Here is a 22,104-nt window from a genome sequence, read left to right as displayed (position 1 = left end):
AAGTAATCAACTTGCTTTGGAAATTGGCTAACTTCGTGTTTAAATGACTTCACCAAATCCGATTTTAACGACCATTATTTTCGTATTTGCAATCCAGGCAATCGTTTTGGGTATTTTGTTGTTCGTAAAAAAACCACGAAGTCAATCCAACATATTCTTGTCCCTCTTGATCTTCTTTTTTGCTTTGATGGCATTTAACATTGCACTCGTAAACGTGCTCAAGAGCTACGAAATGATGGATACCTTTAGGTACGTGCAGTTGGAACTGCTTTATGGGATTGGTCCTACTCTTTATTTTTATACCAAAAGCGTTACTGATAAAAACTTCGACTTTTCAAGAAAGAATTTACTCCATTTTTTACCTGTGCTGTTGGAGTTTCTTTTTTACCGCACTGCATTTTACAGGTTGGGCGCAGATGGTATGTACAAAACTCCTGTTCATCCCTACACAAAATTCTATTTGATAGAACAGTGGCTTGGCATTATATCAATCACCATCTATACAATTTTGGCATTACGGATTTTAATCAAATATCAAATTTGGTTGAAAGAGCACTATTCCAACATCGAATACAAAACATTACAATGGTTAAAAATACCGATCATTGTGTTCTCTGGATTTTGGATTGGCTGGAACCTATTGACTGAAATCGACCGATTTTTGTTTGATAAGAGTTTGAAGGAATCTTATTTTCTTCCCGCATTTGTAGGCTTGGCCGTGACAACTTACTGGATAGGATTTAAAAGCTATATGAATGCACAAACGGAAACCTCGGGCTATGCTACTAAAAGTTTAAAAACAGAAGAAAAACCACCTCAGCCTGAACTTGCCCAAAAAGTTAGGGCAGTTATGGAAGCTCAAAAGCCTTATTTGGACCCCGACCTCGATTTAACCAAACTTGCCGAACTCTTGGAGATGAATCCAAAACAACTTTCCCAAATCATTAACCGAAGCTTTTCAAAAAACTTTTACGAGTTTGTGAACGATTATCGAATTGAGGCTTTCAAAAAACGTTTGGTAGCACCCGAAAGTGAAAAACTAACCCTGCTTGGACAGGCTTTTGAATGTGGGTTCAAGTCAAAGTCAACCTTCAACGACGTATTTAAAAAATCGACAGGAAAAACACCCAGTGCCTACCTAAAGCAAATGAAAAATAGGTCCGAATAGACGCATTCGGTCGCCTCTAATTACCCTGAAACATAGTTTTGCAGCAAATTAAAATTGCTTTACTATGACCTCTAAAATTCAAAGGTTACCACAGTTTCTGTTCCTGTTTCTTTTTTCAATCACAGGGATATTTGCCCAAAATCAATTTTCAAAAAAGGAAGTACTGGATGATTTTTCATATTTAAAAAATGCACTCGAAGAAGCCCATTACAACCTTTATTTCTATACACCAAAATCCGAATTTGAATCCAATTATAACGCCGTTCGCAATCAAATTCAAAAAGACAGTTTTAACCTCTTAGAGACAATCACGCTTTTTCAAAAAGTAATTACAAAGGTAGATAACGGACATACTTTTATACCATTTCCTGGAAATTCTTATGGAAAATATGCCTATGCTGGTGGAACTCTTTTCCCCTTGGAAATAGCTTTTGAAAATGGAAAATCCTTGGTTCGAAAAAATTGGTCGAACAACCCAAGAATCAACCAAGGAAGTGAAATTATAAGCATCAACAATAATCCAATTGAAGAAATTCTGGAAAAAATGTACCCTCTTATTTCCGCCGAGCGAACTTATTTTAAAAAGGCTAAAATAGAGTTGACTTCGTTCCCTAGATTGTACTGGCAGGTATTTGGAGAGCAACAACAATTTGGTGTCGACATAAAGGAGAATGACAGTACCACATCATATACGCTATCCGCCATTAATTTGATTGATGATTATGAAATGAAGCGTGAGGAGGTTATTCAATCCCAAATGGAACTCAAAATAATAAATGATGTAGCGTACCTCAAACCTGGAGCATTTGGTGGGGATGAATCCAAGTTTCGTAAATTCATAGATTCTTCATTTGCCGTTATTAAAAATAAGCAGTTTAAAAACCTCATCATAGATTTAAGAAACAATCCAGGTGGGGATGACTCTTTTAGCGATTACTTGGTCTCTTATATTGCCGATAAACCTTTTAAATGGAACGCTAGTTTCAATCTAAAAACCAGTAAAATCCTGAAGGATCACGTTCGTAAACGGTACGACACCACACAGGTTTTTTGGAAGGAGGTACTATCACACAAAGACGGTGATATTTACGAATACCCCTTCGAAAACTATCAACCACAAAAAGAAAACCAAAGGTTTAACGGAAAAGTTTATGTGTTGGTCAATCGTCAATCTCATTCTCAGGCGACTTTAACAGCGGCACAAATTCAAGATTATGGATTTGGAACCATAGTTGGAGAAGAAACTGGGGAGTATGCATCGTTAATCGCCTCCATTTTCCAAATTGAATTACCCAACACCAAAATACCCGTTTATATTTCGAAAGGCCGCATAATAAGAGTTAACGGTAATGCAGAACCCAAGGGTGTTATTCCTGATATTTTGATCCAAGATCATTTATTGGATGAAAAAGATGAGATTATGGAAGGGCTTTTACAACGGCTGAACCGCAATCTGGAGCCCTAATAGGTTAATTTATAATTCCCTGATTTTAATATCCCTAAACCAAGTTTCAAAATACCAATATTGCAAAGCGATTTTACCTTCGGTCGCTTTTCCAAATTCGGGATATTTTTCAAAATGGGTCGCAGCAATTTGTTGTTTCCATTCTGGAGAATTAAAATCTTGCTCAGCCGTTAAAACCCCGTTCAAATAGAACTCCACTTTTCCATCTACCTGCTTAATTCTAGTTCGGTTCCATTCGCCACGTTTCATTTCTGCAGGGTTGGCTTGGGACTGAAAAACATACAAACACCCTGGATTTTTCTCCGCCACATTGATGTCCATATGGTCGGCATCCAAAATTTGATATTCTGGACCTGTCTGCCAAGCTGTCGGCACATCTTCCCGCTCTTGAACATTCATAAAAATACCGCTATTGCCTCGTGATGCAATTTTCCATTCCAAGGTCAATTCATAATTTTCATAGGGTTTATCAGTTAAAAGATCGCCAGCGGTCAAGGATTCATCATCGGCCACCGAATGGAGTTCTCCATTCTTCACTTCCCAGACCGATTCTCCATCTGGATTATTGTATACATGCCACCCATTCAAGGTTTCACCGTCAAAAAGAAGTTCCCACCCCTGTTCTTTCTCTACCTCCAACAATTGGTTATGAGTTTCATTGGCTACAGCTTCTTTCTTGGTGCGCCAAGTTTCCTCATTCTCTTTTTCTGATTTGTTTTTACAGGAAGTGACCAAAATTAGGGCACCCAATACTAGAACGAAAGTCTTTTTAAGCATGGAATGTAGTTGTTTTTATGTGCAGCGAATAAAGATAGGAAAAAGACATTGGTCGATACCCATTTCAAAATTCTATTGTAACTTTAATTACCAAGATTGCCCCACCTATTTTTTAACTTGCAGCATAAATTTTAGAATCATGAAAGGTAGTTTTTCTTCTTTAATCAATTCCGAACAATTGGTACTCGTAGATTTTTCTGCTGAATGGTGCGGGCCCTGTAAAATGTTGGCTCCCATTTTAAAACAGGTGAAAGATGAAATGGGCGAAGACTTGAAAATTGTAAAGATTGACGTTGATAAAAATCAGTCACTTGCCAATACCTTCCAAGTTAGAGGTGTGCCCACCTTAATGTTTTTTAAAGAAGGTAAACAGCTTTGGCGACAATCGGGCGTACTTCAAAAAGCCGAATTGGTGCAATTGGCTAAATCTTACCTATAATTTATTTAAAAAGGTCGATAACCAGAAACGGTACCTGTGAATTGAAAGATACTTTTTTGATGACAGGCTCGCGGGTCAACCGTTCAAAAAATCCTCTTCCGTGGTTGATCATAACCAATAAATCAATATCATGATCCCCTTCCACCATTTTCTGAATGGAATGAGTCACCGTTGAATCTTTATCAATATCCACGATTTCAAAATCAACATCCGATAAAAGATTTTTTAAAGCTTCTTGGGAAGCCTGTTGCTCTGGCGACAACCCTTCAACATCACCGACATGGGTGATATATAATTTAGAGGTAAAATGTTTCGCCAAATTTAAAATGGGCTGTAATTCGTAAGCTTCAAATAAATGGTCGTAGCCTGTCGCCAATAAAATGGATTTGATGCCATTTTCCATTTTAAAATCTGCTGGCACGGCAATAACTGGACAAAAATCAATCTCTTTAATAATTTTATAGGTGTTACTGCCCATAAATACCTCTTTAAGACCAGAGGCGCCTGTGGTGCCAATAATCACATAGTCCACCTCTTCTCGATACACCACTTTGCCAATGGCATTTACCAAACTATCAGCAATGGAAAGTGTTTTAAAAGTATGTTCAGGGTTGGTATCCAATTCTTGAACTTTCTTCAAAATAGCAGCCAATTCCCGCTCGGATTCCTCCTTTATCAAGTTGTACAACCGAGTACTATTGGCACCTGCCATTTTTGTTGATAAGCCCGAAGCACCTATTTGATAGGAGTTTAAAATAAAGAAATCACAGGATGTATCTTTAAAAATTGTCAGGGCATATTCCACGGCATTCCATGCATTCTTTGAAAAATCCGTGGGCAATATGACCCGTATCTTTTTCATGATTTTAGCGTTTTAAATTCTGCATGACCAAAAATGGCACTTTCACCTTCAAGCCCAATAAATCAACGGTGGACCTGTACAACATATCTTCAAAAAATGAATGTCTGGAATTCACCATGACCAACATGCCTGCATCCTTATCCTCTAAATGCTCCAAAATGGCTTCGGCCTTGTTTTTAACCGAAGTAGTTTCAAAATGAACAAAAGGACGCGACAAAGTTTGCTCCAAAAAGAGCCTGTTATCCTCTTGTCTTAGGCTCAAATCCTCAAAATCTGTGATATACAAACAATGGATGTTGGACTTAAACTTACCCGCCATATCACCCAACAGTTTCAATTCCCTGCGTTTGTAGGGCAACATATAATCTGTTGGAAATAAAATGGACTTAGGTTGCCTGTAATCGAAATCTTCAGGTACTGCCAACACTGGACATTTTACATATTTAAAAATTTCGATGGTATAGCTCCCAAAGGTGGTTTTATGGTCACTTGTTTCCCCTTTGGTTCCCATAATCACCAAATCAATATTCATCTCGTCCACAAAATCGTTTACACTATCAACGAGATTATCAAAACTGGCAATGGTTTCAAAGGTGTGCAATGGATTGGGCGGGGTTCCAACAACGCCATCCAACAAATCATCCAATTTTTTCTGAACTTCTTGTCGCTTTTCTTCCTTATACTTCTCAATATCATTTTGTGAAGCATTATGAAATTCCCCGTAAACATCCTCTGCATAAGCATTCAAAATAAAAAAGCAGGCCCGTTCACATTTAAAAAGCTCTTGGGCATATTGAATCGCATGCAAAGCATTCTTTGAAAAATCCGTAGGTATAAGTACTGTTCTCATAACGACTTCACTTTAATCAAAGTTAACTTCTGAACAATCCAAAAAAAATGACTTTGGTCAGACTATAAATTACTAAAATTTAACAAATTAAACCAGTCTTTTTTGATGTTTACCCCCGTTTATATGGTGTTAGCCCCAACGATAAGGCCGTTTAGGGGATTGCGGTGTTAAATATCATCGGGGCAATGGATTAACACAAGCGTTAATTTTATCTTTGAGGCAGTACTATATTTTATAGTAAAGTACCACCATCCACCAAACCAAAATGAAAGTAAAATACATTGTCTACACCCTATTGGCCGTTGGAATAGGAGCCCTTGTCATCTATCGGATAAATTCCAATGCCGAAGTTGGAAAATCAAATAATTCTGGTCCCAACATCGCCACAGTTTCAGGTATGGTCTTAAAGACCCAAACCTTTGACGACAACATTGCCATTTCGGGTACCCTAGAAGCCGATGAGGAAATTGATATTCGAAGCGAAGTTTCAGGGATTATCGAAAGCATTAATTTTAAAGAAGGAACCAAAGTTGCCGAAGGTCAAATCTTGGTTCAAGTGAATGATATTGAACTGCGTGCCCAACTATCCAAGGCGCTTACCGCAAAAAAATTGGCTTCCGAGAACGAAAGAAGAGCAAAATTACTTTTGGAGAAGCAAGCCATTAGCCAAGAAGAATACGATATTGCCAGTGCAGATTTTCAATCAGCAAATGCAGAAGCCGAACTTATTGATGCCCAAATATCCAAAACCAAGGTTAGAGCTCCTTTCGCTGGAACCATTGGTTTACGTACCATTTCCAAAGGAACTTATGTAACGCCTTCTACCGTAATTGCCAAGTTGGTAAATACGGATGAATTGAAAATTACATTCGCCATTCCTGAAAAATATGCCTCCAAAGTTCATGTGGGAACTGTACTGAACTTTACCACTTCGGATAGCAAAGAAGAATACGAAGCGAATATTTATGCAATTGATCCACAAGTGGACATCGCCACCCGTACCTTGCGGATGAGAGCCATTATGGACAATCATGAAAATAAATTGTACCCTGGCGCTTTTGCCAACATCAAATTACCGCTCGAAACTGTAAACAATGCAATTTTGGTGCCTACCGAAGCCCTTATCCCTGTACAAAACGGAAAAAGGATTTTTGTGGCCCAAAATGGGGTTGCCAAGGAAATTGATGTTGAAATTGGATCCAGAACAGGAAGCTCGGTTCGTGTGCTTTCTGGTTTGCATGAAGGGGATACCATTGTTACCTACGGAGTTATGGCTCTGCAAAATGGAACACCCATCAAAGTGAAGCTTGAAGATTCCAAACCTGCAATTACCGAGTAATGAATTTATCTACCATCAGTATAAAACGGCCTGTTCTTGCAATTGTAATGAACATCGCCATTGTCATATTTGGGGCCATTGGCTATACCTATCTCGGTATTCGGGAATTTCCATCCATTGAGCCTGCAGTGGTTTCGGTAAGAACCAACTATTCTGGCGCAAATGCCGATATTATTGAATCCCAAATAACGGAACCCCTCGAAAAAGCCATCAACTCCATTGATGGTATTCGAAATATTACCTCCTCCAGTGTTCAAGGATCCAGTTCCATAAGTATAGAGTTTAATTTGGACAAGAATTTGGAAGAGGCTGCAAACGATGTTCGTGACAAAGTTTCCCAAGCCGTTCGAAGACTGCCTGATGATTTGGATGCTCCACCAGTAGTGTCAAAATCGGATACCAATGCAGAGCGAATTCTGTCCATGACCATTCAAAGTGATACCAAAAACATTTTGGAACTTTCCGATTTTGCCGAAAATGTGGTGGCACAACGATTAGAGACCATACCTGGTGTAAGTAGTATTCAAATTTGGGGACAGCGCCGTTATGCCATGCGTTTGTGGATAGACCCAATTAAGTTGGCCGCATACGGACTTACTGTTGCTGATGTTCGCAGTGCATTGCTTTCTCAAAATATTGAATTGCCATCTGGAAAATTGACGGGTGACAATACGGAACTTACGGTTAGAACCATCGGTAACCTGAACACTGAAGAGCAGTTCAACAACATCGTAATTAAAAACGATGGAGAAAAATTGGTGCATTTAAGTGACATCGGGCGAGCTACTTTGGAAGCCGAGAACATGGAGACCAAAATGACCAATTTAGGTCAGTTGATGACGGCAACAGCCATTATTGCACAACCTGGAACTAATTACTTAGAGATTGCCGATGCTTTTTACGAAGAATACGAGCAACTTAAAAAAGATCTTCCAGACGACATTAAATTGAATATTGTTGTGGATGACACCGTTTTTGTTCGAAGAGCGGTGACCGAGGTAGCAGAAACCCTACTCATCTCCATTGTTTTGGTAATCTTGGTGATTTATTTCTTCTTCAGGAACTGGTCCATGGCCGTAAGACCATTGATCGATATTCCAGTATCCTTGATTGCCACATTCTTCATTATGTGGATGTTCGGATTCTCAATCAACGTATTAACCTTATTAGCCATTGTTTTGGCAACAGGCTTGGTGGTGGATGACGGAATCGTGGTTACTGAAAACATTTACAAAAAGGTTGAAGAGGGCATGTCACCCATTGAAGCTGCTATAAAAGGTTCACAAGAAATATTCTTTGCTGTAATTTCCATTTCGGTGACGCTGGCAGCGGTGTTTTTACCTGTTATCTTTTTGGAAGGTTTCGTTGGACGACTGTTTCGAGAATTTGGAGTAGTACTCAGTTCGGCGGTACTGGTCTCGGCTTTTGTTTCGTTGACCTTGACTCCGATGCTTAATGCATATCTGATAAAACCAGGAAAGCAAAACCAATCTAAATTTTATCAGGTTACGGAGAAGTTTTTCGTGCGGATGAATGAGTCTTATGAAAAATCATTAAAACAATTCATTGGTAAAAAATGGATCAGTTTTCCCATACTTTTTGCCTGCATTGGAGTAATTGTACTCTTCTACAACCTCTTGAAAAAAGAAACGGCTCCATACGATGATAGAAGTTATGTAAGACTTGTGGTAAAGGCTCCAGAGGGTTCATCGTATGATTACATGGAAAAATACATGAATGACATCACCGATTTGGTGATAGATTCCATTCCAGAAGCCAAAGTAGGACTTATCATGACATCTCCAGGGTTTGGCGCCCAGTCTGTAAATAGTGGTCGTGCTAGTATAATTTTGGTGGAACCCAATGAACGTGAACGCTCCCAAGCAGAAATAGCAGACAGTTTTAGTAAATGGGCAAAATCTTACGTTGGAGGAAAATCGAGTGTCTTCCAAAAACCGACGATTTCGGTGAACAAACGTGGAGGGGCTCCTTTGCAATTTATTATTCAAGCCAAAAACTTTGAAAAACTGGAAGAAAAAATTCCAGAGTTTATGGCCGAGGCTGAAAAAGACCCAACTTTTTCTTTTGTGGATGTGAACCTAAAATTCAACAAGCCCGAAATTTATGTGACAATCGATCGGGAAAAAGCGGAGAGTTTAGGAGTTTCTGTTCGCGATGTGGCACAAACACTTCAATTATCGCTCAGTGGGCAACGATTTGGGTATTTCTTAATGAACGGCAAGCAATATCAAGTTATTGGACAATTCGATAGACAAGATAGAAACGAACCCATGGATTTAACGTCCATTTTTGTAAAAAACGAACAAGGGCAATTGATTCAATTGGACAACTTGGTGAATATATCAGAACATAGTAGTCCACCTCAATTGTACCATAACAACCGATACATGTCGGCCACCGTTTCGGCCAACTTGGCCCCAGGAAAAAGTATGGGTGATGGTATAGACGCGATGGAAGCTATAAAAGAACGCATTTTAGACGATACTTTCACTACAGACCTTGGTGGTGAGTCGAGAGACTTTGTGGAAAGTAGTTCCAACACAGCATTTGCATTTGGATTGGCCTTTGTGTTGATATTCTTGATTTTGGCTGCACAGTTTGAAAGTTTTATCGATCCATTCATTATTATTCTTACTGTACCAATGGCGGTAGCTGGAGCAATGTTCTCACTTTGGTTGTTCGGTGAAAGTTGGAACATCTTTAGTCAGATCGGTACTATCATGTTGATTGGTCTGGTGACCAAAAACGGAATTCTTATTGTGGAATTTGCCAATCAGCTTCAAGAAGAAGATGAAAGTCTATCAAAAATGGATGCCATTATGAAAGCCTCCGTATCTCGACTACGCCCTATTTTAATGACAAGTTTAACTGTAGCTTTGGGTGCACTCCCCATCGCTTTGTCCTTGGGTGCTGCATCACAAAGTAGAACAGGTATGGGAGTTGTAATTATAGGAGGAACTATGTTCTCATTGGCATTGACATTATTCATAATACCCGCATTGTATTTAATGTGGTCTCGCAAAAAAGTGCAAAGACCTGAATTCAAAGCCCTAGAAACTACCTAGTATGGCCTTAAAAAAATCAACCAACCTTCTTTTTTTAATTCTTGGCGGTATCCTTTGTGGTTTTTCACAAGAGGTACTCGATGTGGAAGAGGCAATTAAAATTGCCTTGGAAAATAACTACCAAATTAAAACAGCCCGTAACGACCTTAAAATTGACTCATTGGGCTCTACTGCTGGACAAGCAGGCATGTTGCCGCAGGTTTCGGCTAGTGTGGCAGACGATAGAAGTACGCAAAACATTACGCAAGTTCGGTCCAATGGCGATGAAATCGTGATGGACAATGCCGAAAACAAGAGCTTAACTTATGGGGTTGCCTTGGAGTGGACTGTTTTTGATGGACTGCGGATGTTTGCCAATCGTGAACAGCTTAAGGAAAATGAAAAATTAGGTGCTGCAGAACTGAAACAAACCATTTTGGACAAAGTTGGCGAAGTGATGACCACCTATTACGACTTGGTACAGCAACAACAACAGTTATCAGCTCTAGACAGTACACTTACCATTTCGGAGCAACGGGTTGAATTGGCCCAAAACCGATTTACCATAGGTAAAGCTTCTAAATTAGAAGTTTTGAACGCTCAAGTGGACCTAAACACGGACCGCACTTTGATGCAGCGTCAGATGGAAACCTATACCAACACTAAAATTTTGTTGAACGAGCAATTGGCCCGTGACATCAAAATTGATTTTAAGGTGATTCCAGAGATTTTTGTGGACCAAAACCTCAACTTGGATGAATTGGAAGTTAAGGTTGCAGAAGAAAATCCCATTCTGGAAGCTGAAAAAATCAACAAGCGCATTAGTGAGTTACAATTAAAACAAACTAAGGCTGCCAGATACCCTACTGTTTATGTGGTTTCGGGATACAATGTTCGAAATACGGAGAACAGTGTGGGATTTACCACTAGTTCAGAATCGCAAGGTTTTAGTTATGGCTTTGGTGCCCGATTAAATCTATTTGATGGTTTTAACCAAAATAGAAATGAGAAAATGGGCAAGGTTGCCCTTGAAAATGCACAGATTTCCATTGCACAACAGGAGCAAGCTTTGGCGTCTTTGGTAAACACCACTTATCAAACCTATTTAACCAATATTAGTTTGATGGAGTTGGAAGCCACCAATGAGGAAATTGCGCGGGAAAACCTTGAAATCACAGTAGAAAAATATCGCATTGGTATTATTCCTACCATTGAATTTAGAACGGCACAGTTGAATTACATAAATGCCAGTGTTCGTCTCAGTAACGCAAAATACCAAGCAAAGGTTTCAGAGATTCTTTTGAAACAACTCGCAGGAAACTTAGAGATATAAAAAAAGCCCCAACTTAAGTTGGGGCTTTTTTAGTAATAAACTATCCGATTATTTACCATTAAACCATACCATTACATACACCACAATGGCGATGATAACGAGTGAAATGGTAATGTCTTTCCAGTTGTAACTGTTTTTGTTTTTCTTCTTTTCTTCTGGGTCGATGGTTGCCATCGTGAGATTTTTCAATTGCTCTTCGGATGGTGCTTTGGTAGCATAACTCACTGCCAAAATCAAAATCACACAGAACAGGAAGAACCATGATGCGAATGACAAGAAATTCATATCTCCCATCAAATACCAGAAACCATCAGGGTTCAAGGAATCTTTCACCAACTCCAATACGATTCGTACCGCACCTACCACAAAACCTGTGATCATGGTCACAAAGGCACCTTGGGCATTGATTCGCTTGTGGAATATACCTAATAAGAATACCGCCGTAATCGGAGGTGCAATGTACGATTGTACACTTTGTAGGTATTCGTAAAGTACTCCAGAAATATTGGCCATGATCGGAATCCAAATGATACCAATGATCACCACAATAATAGTCGCTATCTGTCCTGTACGCACCAATTTTTTCTCAGGCGTATTGGGCCTTAGTTTTTTATAGATATCAACCGTGAACAAGGTAGAACAAGAATTGAATACAGAAGCCAAAGAGCTCATCAATGCTGCTAAAAGTCCTGCTGCTACCAATCCACGCAATCCAGATGGCAATAAATTACTCATCAAAACAGGGAATGCTTGGTCTGGTGAATCCCACTCCAATTCTCCTCTCATTTTCAAGGTCAAGGCAATCACACCTGGAATCAAAAACAAGAATACGGGTAACAACTTCAACAAAGCACCAAAAATAGTACCTCTCCTACCCTCTTTAATATTCTTTGCTGTTAAGGCACGCTGCACAATATATTGGTCGGTACACCAATACCAAATACCTGTAATGGTACTCGCTATCAACAGGGGCGGCCATGGAAAATCAGGGTCAGATGCCGCTCTCCACATATTTAAATATTCTGGAGTCACGGTTTCTTTCATACTTTCCCAACCCCCTACGTGATCAAGACCAATAATGGTCAATGCGGCAGCACCGATCACCAAAATCACAGCTTGTAGTGTTTCAGTATACACCACAGCTCGCATTCCTCCCAGCACCGTATAAATACCCGTTAAAACCACAGTGGCGATGGCTCCTGTCCAGAAATCAATGCCAAGAAGAGCGGAAACTACTACCCCGCCCGCATAAATGGTCACAGAAATTTTGGTAAGCACATAAGCAACGATGGAGAATACGGATAAAATCCATCTAGCTCTGGCATCAAAACGTTTTTCCAAGAACTCAGGCATAGTGAATACCCCTGCTCGCGCATAAAACGGGAGGAACACCCAACCTAAAATCAATACGACCCAAGCTTGAATTTCATAGATCAACATGGGCAAACGGTTACCCGCTCCTGCTCCTGCAAGACCTACTACGTGTTCTGATCCGATATTGGAAGCAAAAATAGATGCACCGACCACAAACCAGCCAACGTTTCTACCTGCCAAAAAATAATCTTCTGTATTGTTCTCCTTTTTTCGGATAACCCAAAGGGCAATGCCCAATAGGACCAAAAAGTAGATGGATATGGTGATCCAATCAAAAGTATCCAGTGTTTTCATTAAAGTTGGTTATTTGGTTGATAGTTTGTACATGGTTCTGGTCGAATATTTTTCGCCCGGGTTTAACTGAACTGATGGAAATCCTTCTTGGTTAGGGGTATCTGGATAATGCTGGGTCTCCAAACAAAATCCTGAGCGTTTTCCGTAGGTTCCTCCAACTTTGGCCGGTAATGTGCCATCCAAAAAGTTTCCACTATAAAATTGAATACCAGGCTCATCCGTATACACCTCCATGTACCTTCCAGTTTTACCATGATAGGCAGAACCTACCAAACGGAAACCATCTTCTGCATTATTCAATACCCAACAATGATCGTAACCACCACCAAGTTTTAATTGCTCGTTTTCGGCTTCAATTTCCTTACCTATCAACTTTCCTTTGGTAAAATCAAATGGGGTGCCTGCTACTGGTTGTAATTCCCCTGTCGGAATCAATCCACCATCCACAGGAAGAAAAGCATCAGCATCCAAAACCAATTCGTGATCTAAGACCGGCTTAGTCAACATTCCTGATAGGTTGAAATAAGTGTGCTGCGTAAGGTTTACAATAGTTGGCTTGTCGGTTACTGCTTCATATTGAATATCCAATGCATTATCAGCAGTTAAGGTATAGGTAACGGTCACATCCAATTTCCCAGGGTAACCTTCCTCGCCATCTGGACTCGTGTATGTCAATACCAATTGAGCTCCATCAGCTGTTTTTTCAGCTTTGGCATCCCAAAGTACTTTATCAAACCCTTTTTCACCCCCATGTAAATGGTTTGCACCATCATTGGTTGCCAATGTATATTCCTTGCCATCCAAAGTAAACTTTCCTTTGGCAATTCGGTTTCCATATCTTCCGATCAAAGCACCAAAAAATGGATTGGGTTCAAGATATTGTTCCAAACTATCAAAGCCAATTACCACATCATCGTAAAACCCATTTTTATCTGGAGCGGTCCAACGGGTGATAATGCCTCCTAATGTGATCACATCGACCTCCATACCTGCTTCATTGGACATAGCGATTTTTTTTACCTCACGTCCATCAGGTAAAGTTCCGAAGACACTTTCCTCGATTTCAAAATTTGATTGTTCAGTTTTCACGGTTTCCATTTCTTCTGAATCGCTTTCTTTTTTTGCTTGTTTACATCCAATTACACTTGCCCCCATAATGGCAGCAAGTATAATTATTATTGGCTTGGCTTTTATGATTTTCATGTTGAACATTTTTTGTTACATCCCATGCTGAAATAGATGGTAGTACGCTTCGTTTGCATGCAATTGGTCTTTAAAAGATCTTATTTTAGTGTCTTCATCAATCACTAAAAGTTCAATTCCATAAATATCGGCAAAATCTTCTAAGTATTCTGTGGTCAAAGCTTGGGTATATACGGTATGGTGTGCCCCTCCTGCATGAATCCAAGCAGTTGCAGCGATATCCAAATTAGGTTTGGCATCCCAAAGGACACGGGCCACTGGTAATTTTGGCAAGTTGGCCATAGGCTCAACAGCTTCCACTTCGTTTACGATCAATCGGAATCTATTTCCCATATCAATCAACGAAGCATTCAATGCATCACCTGCGGGCGAATCAAAAACCAAACGAACTGGATCTTCTTTACCTCCGATACCTAAAGGATGTACTTCACAAGATGGTTTTGCACTCGCTATGGATGGACAAATTTCCAACATGTGCGATCCCAAAACGTAATCTTTTTGTGGGGTAAAGTGATAAGTGTAATCTTCCATAAATGAAGTTCCACCTTCCAAACCTTCGGCCATTACTTTCATGGTTCTGGTCAAGGCTGAAGTTTTCCAATCCCCTTCTCCTCCAAAACCATAACCATCGGCCATTAAACGCTGAACTGCCAAACCTGGCAATTGCTTTAAAGCTCCAAGGTTTTCAAAAGTATCAGTAAAGGCTTTGAATCCTCCCTCTTCTAAAAAGCTTCTTAGCGCAAGCTCGATTTTTGCTGAATCTACCAACGATTGACGTTGTGCCCCTCCCTTTTGAAGTGAAGCTGATAAGGTATAGCTGGCTTCGTATTCCTCCAACATTTGGTCAATCGCCTTTTGGTCCAAAGTATCAATAATATTAGTGATATCTGATGAATCATAACCGTTTACGGCAACACCAAATCGCATTTGAGCAGCCACTTTATCACCTTCGGTAACAGCTACTTCACGCATGTTGTCCCCAAAACGGGCCACTTTCATGTTTTTAAGCTCATCAACACCCAAAGCAACTCTTGACCAAATGGCCAATTTATTTTGAACGCGCTCATCTTTCCAGTGTCCTACAACCACTTTGCGCTTTTTACGCATTCTGGACATCATAAAACCAAACTCACGGTCACCGTGTGCAGATTGGTTCAAGTTCATGAAATCCATATCGATGGAATCCCAAGGAATTTCAGCATTGAACTGTGTATGTAAATGACAAAGCGGCTTGCTCAAAACGGTTAGTCCTGCAATCCACATTTTTGCTGGTGAAAAGGTATGCATCCAAGCCACGATTCCGATACAGTTGGGGTCGTTACTTGCTTCACGACACAAGGCAGTAATTTCTTGTGGGGTGGTTACAATGGGTTTAAAAACGAGGTTTAAAGGTAGTTTTCCTGCTCCATTTAAGCCGTCGACAATACTCTTGGAGTTGTCGGCCACTTGTTTCAACGTTTCTGGTCCATATAAATGTTGACTACCTGTTACAAACCAGATTTCTTTTGATGAAATTTTCATTGCTATTGAATTAATTATTGACCGTAGTAGGCATTTTTACCGTGCTTACGCTCGTAGTGTTTTTTTATTAGTGAATCTTTTAATCTTGGTGCTTGTGGATTTATCTGAAGCGTCAAATAGGCCATTTGGGCCACTGTTTCCAAAACTTTTGTATTGTAAACCGCTTTGGCGGCATTTTTTCCCCATGCGAATGGACCGTGGTTTCCAATCAAAACCATTTCCACTTCGTTGTAATCCAAATTTCGTTCTTTAAAACAGTCCAAAATCTGGATTCCTGTGTTGTGTTCGTAATTTCCTTCAATCAATTCATCGGCCATAGGTGGTGCACAAGGAATGTCTTGGGTAAGATGGTCGGCATGTGTAGTTCCAAAAATTGGAATATCCAGCTGTGCTTGCGCCCAAGAAACAGAATACATGGCATGGGTATGAGCCACGCCTCCAATATTGTCCCAATTTTTATAGAGATAGCTATGCGTTTTGGTGTCTGATGACGGTCGAAGTGAACCTTCAACAATGTTATTATCGTAATCCAAAATCACAATATCCTCAGGCTTCAATGTTTCGTAAGGCACACCACTGGGCTTGATGCCGAAAACCGCATTATCACGATCTACGGCACTTACATTTCCAAAAGTGTAAATCACAAGACCAAGGGCATTGAGTTCCATATTGGCCTCGTAGCACTCCTCTTTTAAAGATTTATATTTTGAACTCATTTCTTAGTTATTTTTATTGGTTTGATCCTCCACAAAACTTCCCAAATCTTTGTACTCCTGTAATAATTTGGCGTACACTTCAAGTTGGGATGCCTGTGGGAAATATTCCGCTTCAAAATCGCTGCCCATTACCTTACTGGCGTCGATTACATTTTCATAAATTCCTGATGCGACCGCAGCATAAATGGCCGCTCCCAAAGCTGGAGCTTGGTCAGATTCGGCTACTTTAATAGGCATGTTCAGGACATTGGCCAAGGTTTGCATAATAAAAGGGGATTTACGTGCAACCCCTCCAATTCCTATTACCGTTTCGATTTTTACACCCTCTTCCTCAAAACGATCTACAATCATTTTGGCGCCAAAACAAATGGCATTCACCAACGATTTGAAAATATGGGGAGCTTTTGTTCCCAAAGAAATACCTGAAATGGCACTCTTCAATTCTTGGTTGGCATCTGGGGTTCTACGTCCGTTTACCCAATCCAAGGCAACAGGAACAGTTTCAGCCAATGGAATGGATTCCGCCTGAACCGCCAATTCACGGATGAATTTGGATTCCACCTCAGCTTTTAATTCCTCTTTTTGCGCATCGGACAATACTTTGGAATTCAAAACCAAGTTATCTATAGGCCATTGCAATACATTTTTGAACCAAGCCAACACATCTCCAAAAGCAGACTGACCTGCTTCCAAACCAACCATACCCGGGATTACAGAACCATCAACCTGTCCACAAATACCTTTTACAGTTTTTTCACCTACTGCTTCGTTGGAAGACACCATAATATCACATGTGGAGGTTCCCATTACTCGAACAAGCGCATGATGGTCCACTTTGGCACCCACAGCACCTGCGTGGGCATCAAAAGTTCCTACTGCAATCACCGTTTTAGTGGTCAAGCCCAATTTAGCGGCCCATTCTTCATTCAAATGACCTGCAATTTCGTTGGAAGTAAAAGTTTCATCGTAAAGATTGTCTTTTAAATCTGCTAAATAAGGGTCCAGCTGTGATAAAAATTCCTTGCTTGGCAAACCTCCCCAGCTTTCGTGCCACATGGCTTTGTGACCAGCTGCACATCGACTTCTTTTAAAAGTTTTTAAATCCTTATTGTCAGCCAATAAATAGGTGATAAAATCGCAATGCTCCATCCAAGTATGCGTGGCATCAATAACTGGCTTATCTTGACGTGCAATGTGCAAAATTTTGGCCCAGAACCATTCGGAAGAATAAATTCCACCTTCGAACATGGTATAATCCACGCCGCCCCAACTTCTGGCCAAAGTGTTAATTTCGTTTGCTTCTTTTACTGAGGTGTGGTCTTTCCACAATACCATCATGGCATTTGGATTCTCCTCAAATCCCTCAACTAAAGCCAAAGGCGTTCCATCTGCAGCAATCGGCATGGGCGATGACCCCGTGGTATCGATGCAAATTCCCAAAACGGATTCGGGTGCCACGGCACTTTCCTCTACCACCGATTTAATGGTATGTTCCAACCCTTCAATATGGTCCAAAGGATGCTGTCTAAACTGGTTGATTCCAGGTTTACAATACATCTGTTGCTTCCATCGAGGGTACCAAAATACCTCGGAAGCCAGCTCAGCTCCATTCTGTGAATCAATCATTACAGCTCTAACCGAGTCCGAACCATAATCCAATCCTATTACATACTTTTTCATTGCTTATGCTATCTCTATTCTTAAATCTTTATTACAAATCCTCCGTTGGGATCTACTTTTATGTCCTTAATGGTATTCTCAATGTTTTCTATTCCCGGAACTTTTGTTCCATTGTCGTAGAAAAGAATTCCACTTTTGTTTGCAGTGAAAGACAAATCCAAATCCCATATTTTTTCTTGTGCTTCCCCATTGATGCCCACGATATACCAATCATTTCCTTTGCGTCTTGCCAAAATGATTTCCTTACCTGGATAACCATCTAAAAATTTCACCTCGTCCCATTGTGTTGGAATCCCTTGAAGCAGCTCAATGATGGAGTCTGGCATTTTTTCGATCCCCTCTGGAATTTCGGCGATATGCTGAATCCCAGAAGTGAATAAAATGGGTAATGCCAATTCGAAAGTCGTGGTAGTTCTTCTATTGATATTTGGAATGCTATCCAATACCATCGGAGTGAAATCCATAGGGTCGTAAACATTTCTGGTAAATGGAATCACGGCAGAATGACTCGGTTGCAAGTCTGCTATTGGCTGTTCAAAAGTGATGAACTCTTGTCCTTTTATAGACTCCATAGTCATTAAATGTGGGTAGGTTCGTTGCCAACCTCTTGGTAGGGTTGCACCATGGAAGTTGATCAATAATCCAAATTCCGCAGCATCTTTCAATATATCGTGGTAATAGGCAATCATGGATTGTCCATCACCGCCAAAAAAGTCGATTTTAAGTCCACCAACCCCCATTTTTTGAAGCCGTTCAAATTCTGCTCTACGCCCCTCTTTGGTTAATAATTTGCTTTTTGGCGTGTAGGGTGTACTATTCCAATCTCCAGAAGAATTGTACCAAAGAATCACCTTAACGTTTTTGGAAGCCGCATAATCGATAAGTTCCTGCATGCGCTCAAACCCAATTTTTTGGTCCCAGTTCACATCAATTAAGGTATAGGGCCAGTTCATAGAAGCGGCATAATCAATAAATTGATGCGAAGTTTCGTAGTCAATTCTGTCGTCTTTCAACAAAACCCAGCTCCAAGTGGCCAATCCTCCTTGTACAAATGAAGTGTCCATATCAATGGCTGGAGCGGCCAAATCGGTTCCCAATGTGCTTTCAACAATGTCGTTTAGCCCACCAACGGCAACAGTTCTCCATGGGGTACGGATTGAGGTTTGCCCTTTGGGCAACAAGCCTCCACCCGGGAAAATTTCTTCTTTTTGGGGAAAGGTGACTTGTAAGCCTTCTAGATTCTCATCATATTTTAATCGTGTTCCAGCATAGTTTTCATGCAAATCAGATTCGCTGACCAACAACCACGTGTCATTGGTATTAAATAAGGCTGGATACACATATCCCTCTCCAATTGGTGGTGATGTATTCACTGGAATTTCCATCAAATAATGCTCTTCGTAGGACGGATTGGTTTCACTCCAACCTGTTTTGGCCTTGGACATGGGTTGCATCCATGCCTTTGTCTTTTCTGGAAATCCATAGCTTGATGCTTCTTCAGAAATTGCTATAGATTGATTTTCATCTCCTGAAATAAGGTAACGATAGGCAAATCCGTTTTCAGACAAATCAAATTGACACTCCAAAGTCTGTCCGGTTTCGGTATTGAATATCACAGAGTATCGGTCCGCATTGTATATGATGTCCTTTTGCTTTCCGTGAAACAATTGATAGCTATCGGATATTTTTTGAACCGGTTTTACCTCTGAAAATTTTAGATTTTTGGATAAATCCATTCCCTCAAGTTTCAACCCCAAATAAGAGGTGTCCAACACCAATTCATTTTGATGATAAAGCAGATAGTACGGTTGCCCATTACCATCTAAATTCAATTCAGCGCGGATAGTACCTGCTACATTGGACATGGACACACCTTTGGTAAACGGTTTTTCACATCCCAAAATCAGCGATGCCATGAAAAAGATTGTAGTAATATGTCGGATGCCGAATTTCATTTACATTTTAATTTTATAGATGGTAATAGATTGTCCTGAGATTTCAGCTTCCAACAGTTCACCATCCAATTTGATTTCACTTTCCTGTGGACTAACCTTGGTAGGTTCTTCGAATGAGTTGATGGCATAAAGGTCTTCCATCGCCATACTCACTGCAACACCTTCAGTTTGAACCTTTCCTCCTTGAATTTTCACCTTGATATTTCTCGATACGTTAGAGGTATTCACTACTTTCAATATCAATTCGTTTAAATTGGTATCTTTTACTGCAGAAGCATATAAAGCCTGTTCACCGATTAAAGGTTTGCCGTCTTGTGTGATACTCAACAAATCGGTCCCAGAATTGTTGGCAAACAACTTTTGCACTTGATAATTTGTAGTTCCGTAGGATTGAAGATTATCGAACCAAATAAGATCGGGTGCCCATTGCCAACCCCCGGCATGTGCCATCAGTGGCGCATAGGATGTCATAAGGACCACATCTGCATTTCGTTCCAAACCTGTCATAAAAGCAGCTTCGGATAGTGCGGCCATCCAGTTGTTTTCTAGAGGCCCATCTTCCACGCCTGGTGTGTGGGCTGCATATTCCCCAGCGAACACTTTTGGTCCATTGCGATCATAACTATCATAACGATCGGCGTTATCCAAAAACCATTGCGGGCTTTTGTAATAATGCTCATCGGCCAATTTCACATTGAGTTTCTTCATTTGTTCCCATCCAAACTCAAACATATCACCGTCTGAAAATGGACCTGGTGTTGAAACCAAAATAATTTCGGGATATTTCTCACCTATGATCTCGGCAAAGATTTCGTAGCGCTGAAAATATTCTGGTCCCCATTGCTCGTTTCCGATACCCAAATATTTTAGATTGAAAGGTTCGGGATGCCCCATATCCTTTCTCACTTTTCCCCAAGGAGTGTTTACATCTCCATTGGCAAATTCGATAAGATCTAAGGCTTCTTGCACATATGGGTCGAGATTTTCTAAAGGAACCAATTCCCCTGTATTGAACTGACATGCCATTCCACAACCCAAAATAGGCACCGGTAATGCCCCTAAATCTTCGGAAAGTAGGAAGTATTCAAAAAATCCAAGACCAAAGCTTTGGAAATAATCGGGAGCAGGTTTGTGCGCAAATTCATCGTTCCAACGATTGATCAACAATTCCCTTTCAATAATAGGACCTACGGTGTTTTGCCATTGATAACGCTGAGCCAAGGTTCTTCCTTCAACGATACAGCCTCCAGGAAAACGTAGAAATCCGGGGTTCAACCCATCCAAAAGCTCAACCAAATCTTTTCGCAAACCATTTTTTCTGCCTTTCCAAGTATCTTTTGGAAATAGTGAAATCATGTCCATATCAATGGTTCCATTTCCTTTAAAAGTGATTTTTAATCGGGCTTTGGCCTCTGTTTTGTTTGACACAAAAACTGCTTCGTAGGTTTTCCAATCTTTTGCATCTGGAAAAATTTCGGTTGAAGCCAAGACAGTTCCAAGGGTATCGACCAAGGCAACATTCAATTGCTCGATGCCATCTGCATTGGCCAATAACAAGGATAAATTGTATTGCGCATCTTTCTTAACACCGATTCCTCGGAAGCCATTGTTGAACAGTTCATATGTTTCATCGTTATGAACAACTGTATGACTGTATCTTCTGTTCCCACCCTGGGGATCAACATAGTTGGTGATCTTGGAAAATCCTGAACCCTCGTTCAAGGAATAGCGAACACTATGCGGTTCTTCCCATCCCATTTTTGGGAGCGGAAATTCAAAGGAGCGGTTTTTGATCAACTCGGCATACAGACCTCCATCAGCTGCAAAATTGATATCCTCATAAAAAATACCGTACATAGTCGGCTGAATTTTGATTCCAGTATCGGCAAGGTCAACCACTAAATTGGAATTGGTACCATCTTCAATTTCAGCAACGGTAAAAACAGATTCATTGGATTCCGAATTGACAGTTTCCACCTGAGTCGCATCTTTACAACCAAGCACCATCAAGGCAAAAACCGAAAATGTAAGTACCGTATTTTTCATGTTATTCTGTTTTTTTC

The 22,104-nt window shown here is 40.4% G+C and carries 16 protein-coding genes; 6 read left to right on the top strand and 10 right to left on the bottom strand.

What is annotated here, in order from left to right; all coding sequences use genetic code 11:
* The first annotated feature begins 43 nt into the window (after window positions 1-43).
* Window positions 44-1,168 (top strand): helix-turn-helix domain-containing protein, encoded by a 1,125-nt coding sequence (locus tag BLQ18_RS07520; protein WP_090293848.1) that lies wholly within the window; start codon window positions 44-46, stop codon window positions 1,166-1,168.
* Between the two features lie 64 nt (window positions 1,169-1,232).
* A complete protein-coding gene (locus BLQ18_RS07515; RefSeq protein ID WP_090293845.1) occupies window positions 1,233-2,633 on the top strand; it encodes a S41 family peptidase in 1,401 nt (466 codons plus the stop codon).
* 9 nt (window positions 2,634-2,642) lie between these two features.
* Here BLQ18_RS07515 and BLQ18_RS07510 read toward each other — a convergent pair whose 3' ends face one another.
* Entirely contained in the window at window positions 2,643-3,410 is a 768-nt protein-coding gene (locus BLQ18_RS07510) for a 3-keto-disaccharide hydrolase (protein WP_090293843.1), read from the bottom strand.
* A gap of 139 nt (window positions 3,411-3,549) precedes the next feature.
* Between BLQ18_RS07510 and trxA the strand changes: the two genes are divergently transcribed.
* Window positions 3,550-3,849: a thioredoxin gene (trxA, locus tag BLQ18_RS07505; RefSeq protein WP_090293839.1), complete on the top strand. Its 300-nt coding sequence runs from the start codon at window positions 3,550-3,552 to the stop codon at window positions 3,847-3,849.
* A 1-nt stretch (window position 3,850) separates the two neighbouring features.
* On the opposite strand, the gene BLQ18_RS07500 is transcribed toward trxA, so the two are convergent.
* Window positions 3,851-4,711 (bottom strand): universal stress protein, encoded by an 861-nt coding sequence (locus tag BLQ18_RS07500; RefSeq protein WP_090293836.1) that lies wholly within the window; start codon window positions 4,709-4,711, stop codon window positions 3,851-3,853.
* 4 nt (window positions 4,712-4,715) lie between these two features.
* Window positions 4,716-5,561, bottom strand: a complete 846-nt coding sequence (locus BLQ18_RS07495; protein WP_090293833.1) for a universal stress protein — start codon at window positions 5,559-5,561, stop codon at window positions 4,716-4,718.
* A gap of 265 nt (window positions 5,562-5,826) precedes the next feature.
* On the opposite strand from BLQ18_RS07495, the gene BLQ18_RS07490 reads away from it, so the two are divergent.
* From BLQ18_RS07490 to BLQ18_RS07480, 3 genes are read left to right on the top strand one after another with little or no spacing between them, the layout of a single operon-like run.
* A complete protein-coding gene (locus BLQ18_RS07490; protein WP_090293830.1) occupies window positions 5,827-6,900 on the top strand; it encodes an efflux RND transporter periplasmic adaptor subunit in 1,074 nt (357 codons plus the stop codon).
* Window positions 6,900-9,986, top strand: coding sequence for an efflux RND transporter permease subunit (locus BLQ18_RS07485; RefSeq protein WP_090293827.1), 3,087 nt, complete (start codon window positions 6,900-6,902; stop codon window positions 9,984-9,986). The genes BLQ18_RS07490 and BLQ18_RS07485 overlap by 1 nt, the downstream gene beginning before the upstream one ends.
* Before the next feature lies 1 nt (window position 9,987).
* Window positions 9,988-11,298 carry a TolC family protein gene (locus BLQ18_RS07480; RefSeq protein ID WP_090293825.1) on the top strand — a complete coding sequence of 437 codons (1,311 nt, stop codon included), beginning with the start codon at window positions 9,988-9,990 and terminating at the stop codon, window positions 11,296-11,298.
* Window positions 11,299-11,346: 48 nt separating this feature from the next.
* On the opposite strand, the gene BLQ18_RS07475 is transcribed toward BLQ18_RS07480, so the two are convergent.
* Genes BLQ18_RS07475 through BLQ18_RS07445 form a run of 7 tightly spaced genes read right to left on the bottom strand, consistent with a single transcriptional unit; the run spans window position 11,347 to window position 22,087 of the window.
* Complete coding sequence (locus tag BLQ18_RS07475) at window positions 11,347-12,966, bottom strand: sodium:solute symporter (RefSeq protein ID WP_090293824.1); 1,620 nt, start codon at window positions 12,964-12,966, stop codon at window positions 11,347-11,349.
* Between the two features lie 9 nt (window positions 12,967-12,975).
* A complete protein-coding gene (locus BLQ18_RS07470; RefSeq protein WP_090297409.1) occupies window positions 12,976-14,169 on the bottom strand; it encodes an aldose epimerase family protein in 1,194 nt (397 codons plus the stop codon).
* Window positions 14,170-14,184: 15 nt separating this feature from the next.
* Complete coding sequence (araA, locus tag BLQ18_RS07465) at window positions 14,185-15,690, bottom strand: L-arabinose isomerase (protein ID WP_090293823.1); 1,506 nt, start codon at window positions 15,688-15,690, stop codon at window positions 14,185-14,187.
* 14 nt (window positions 15,691-15,704) lie between these two features.
* Window positions 15,705-16,406: an L-ribulose-5-phosphate 4-epimerase gene (locus tag BLQ18_RS07460; RefSeq protein ID WP_090293822.1), complete on the bottom strand. Its 702-nt coding sequence runs from the start codon at window positions 16,404-16,406 to the stop codon at window positions 15,705-15,707.
* A gap of 3 nt (window positions 16,407-16,409) precedes the next feature.
* Window positions 16,410-18,086, bottom strand: coding sequence for a ribulokinase (locus BLQ18_RS07455; protein ID WP_090293821.1), 1,677 nt, complete (start codon window positions 18,084-18,086; stop codon window positions 16,410-16,412).
* Between the two features lie 20 nt (window positions 18,087-18,106).
* Window positions 18,107-20,041, bottom strand: a complete 1,935-nt coding sequence (locus BLQ18_RS07450) for a glycoside hydrolase family 97 protein (protein ID WP_090293820.1) — start codon at window positions 20,039-20,041, stop codon at window positions 18,107-18,109.
* Window positions 20,042-22,087 (bottom strand): alpha-L-arabinofuranosidase C-terminal domain-containing protein, encoded by a 2,046-nt coding sequence (locus BLQ18_RS07445; RefSeq protein WP_245668085.1) that lies wholly within the window; start codon window positions 22,085-22,087, stop codon window positions 20,042-20,044.
* Between the last annotated feature and the right edge of the window lie 17 nt (window positions 22,088-22,104).

The sequence above is a fragment of the Flagellimonas zhangzhouensis genome (assembly GCF_900102925.1).
In the GTDB taxonomy this organism is placed as follows: domain Bacteria; phylum Bacteroidota; class Bacteroidia; order Flavobacteriales; family Flavobacteriaceae; genus Flagellimonas; species Flagellimonas zhangzhouensis.
Note: the sequence above shows the minus strand (reverse complement) of the source record. Positions and strands in the feature narration are given on the sequence as shown.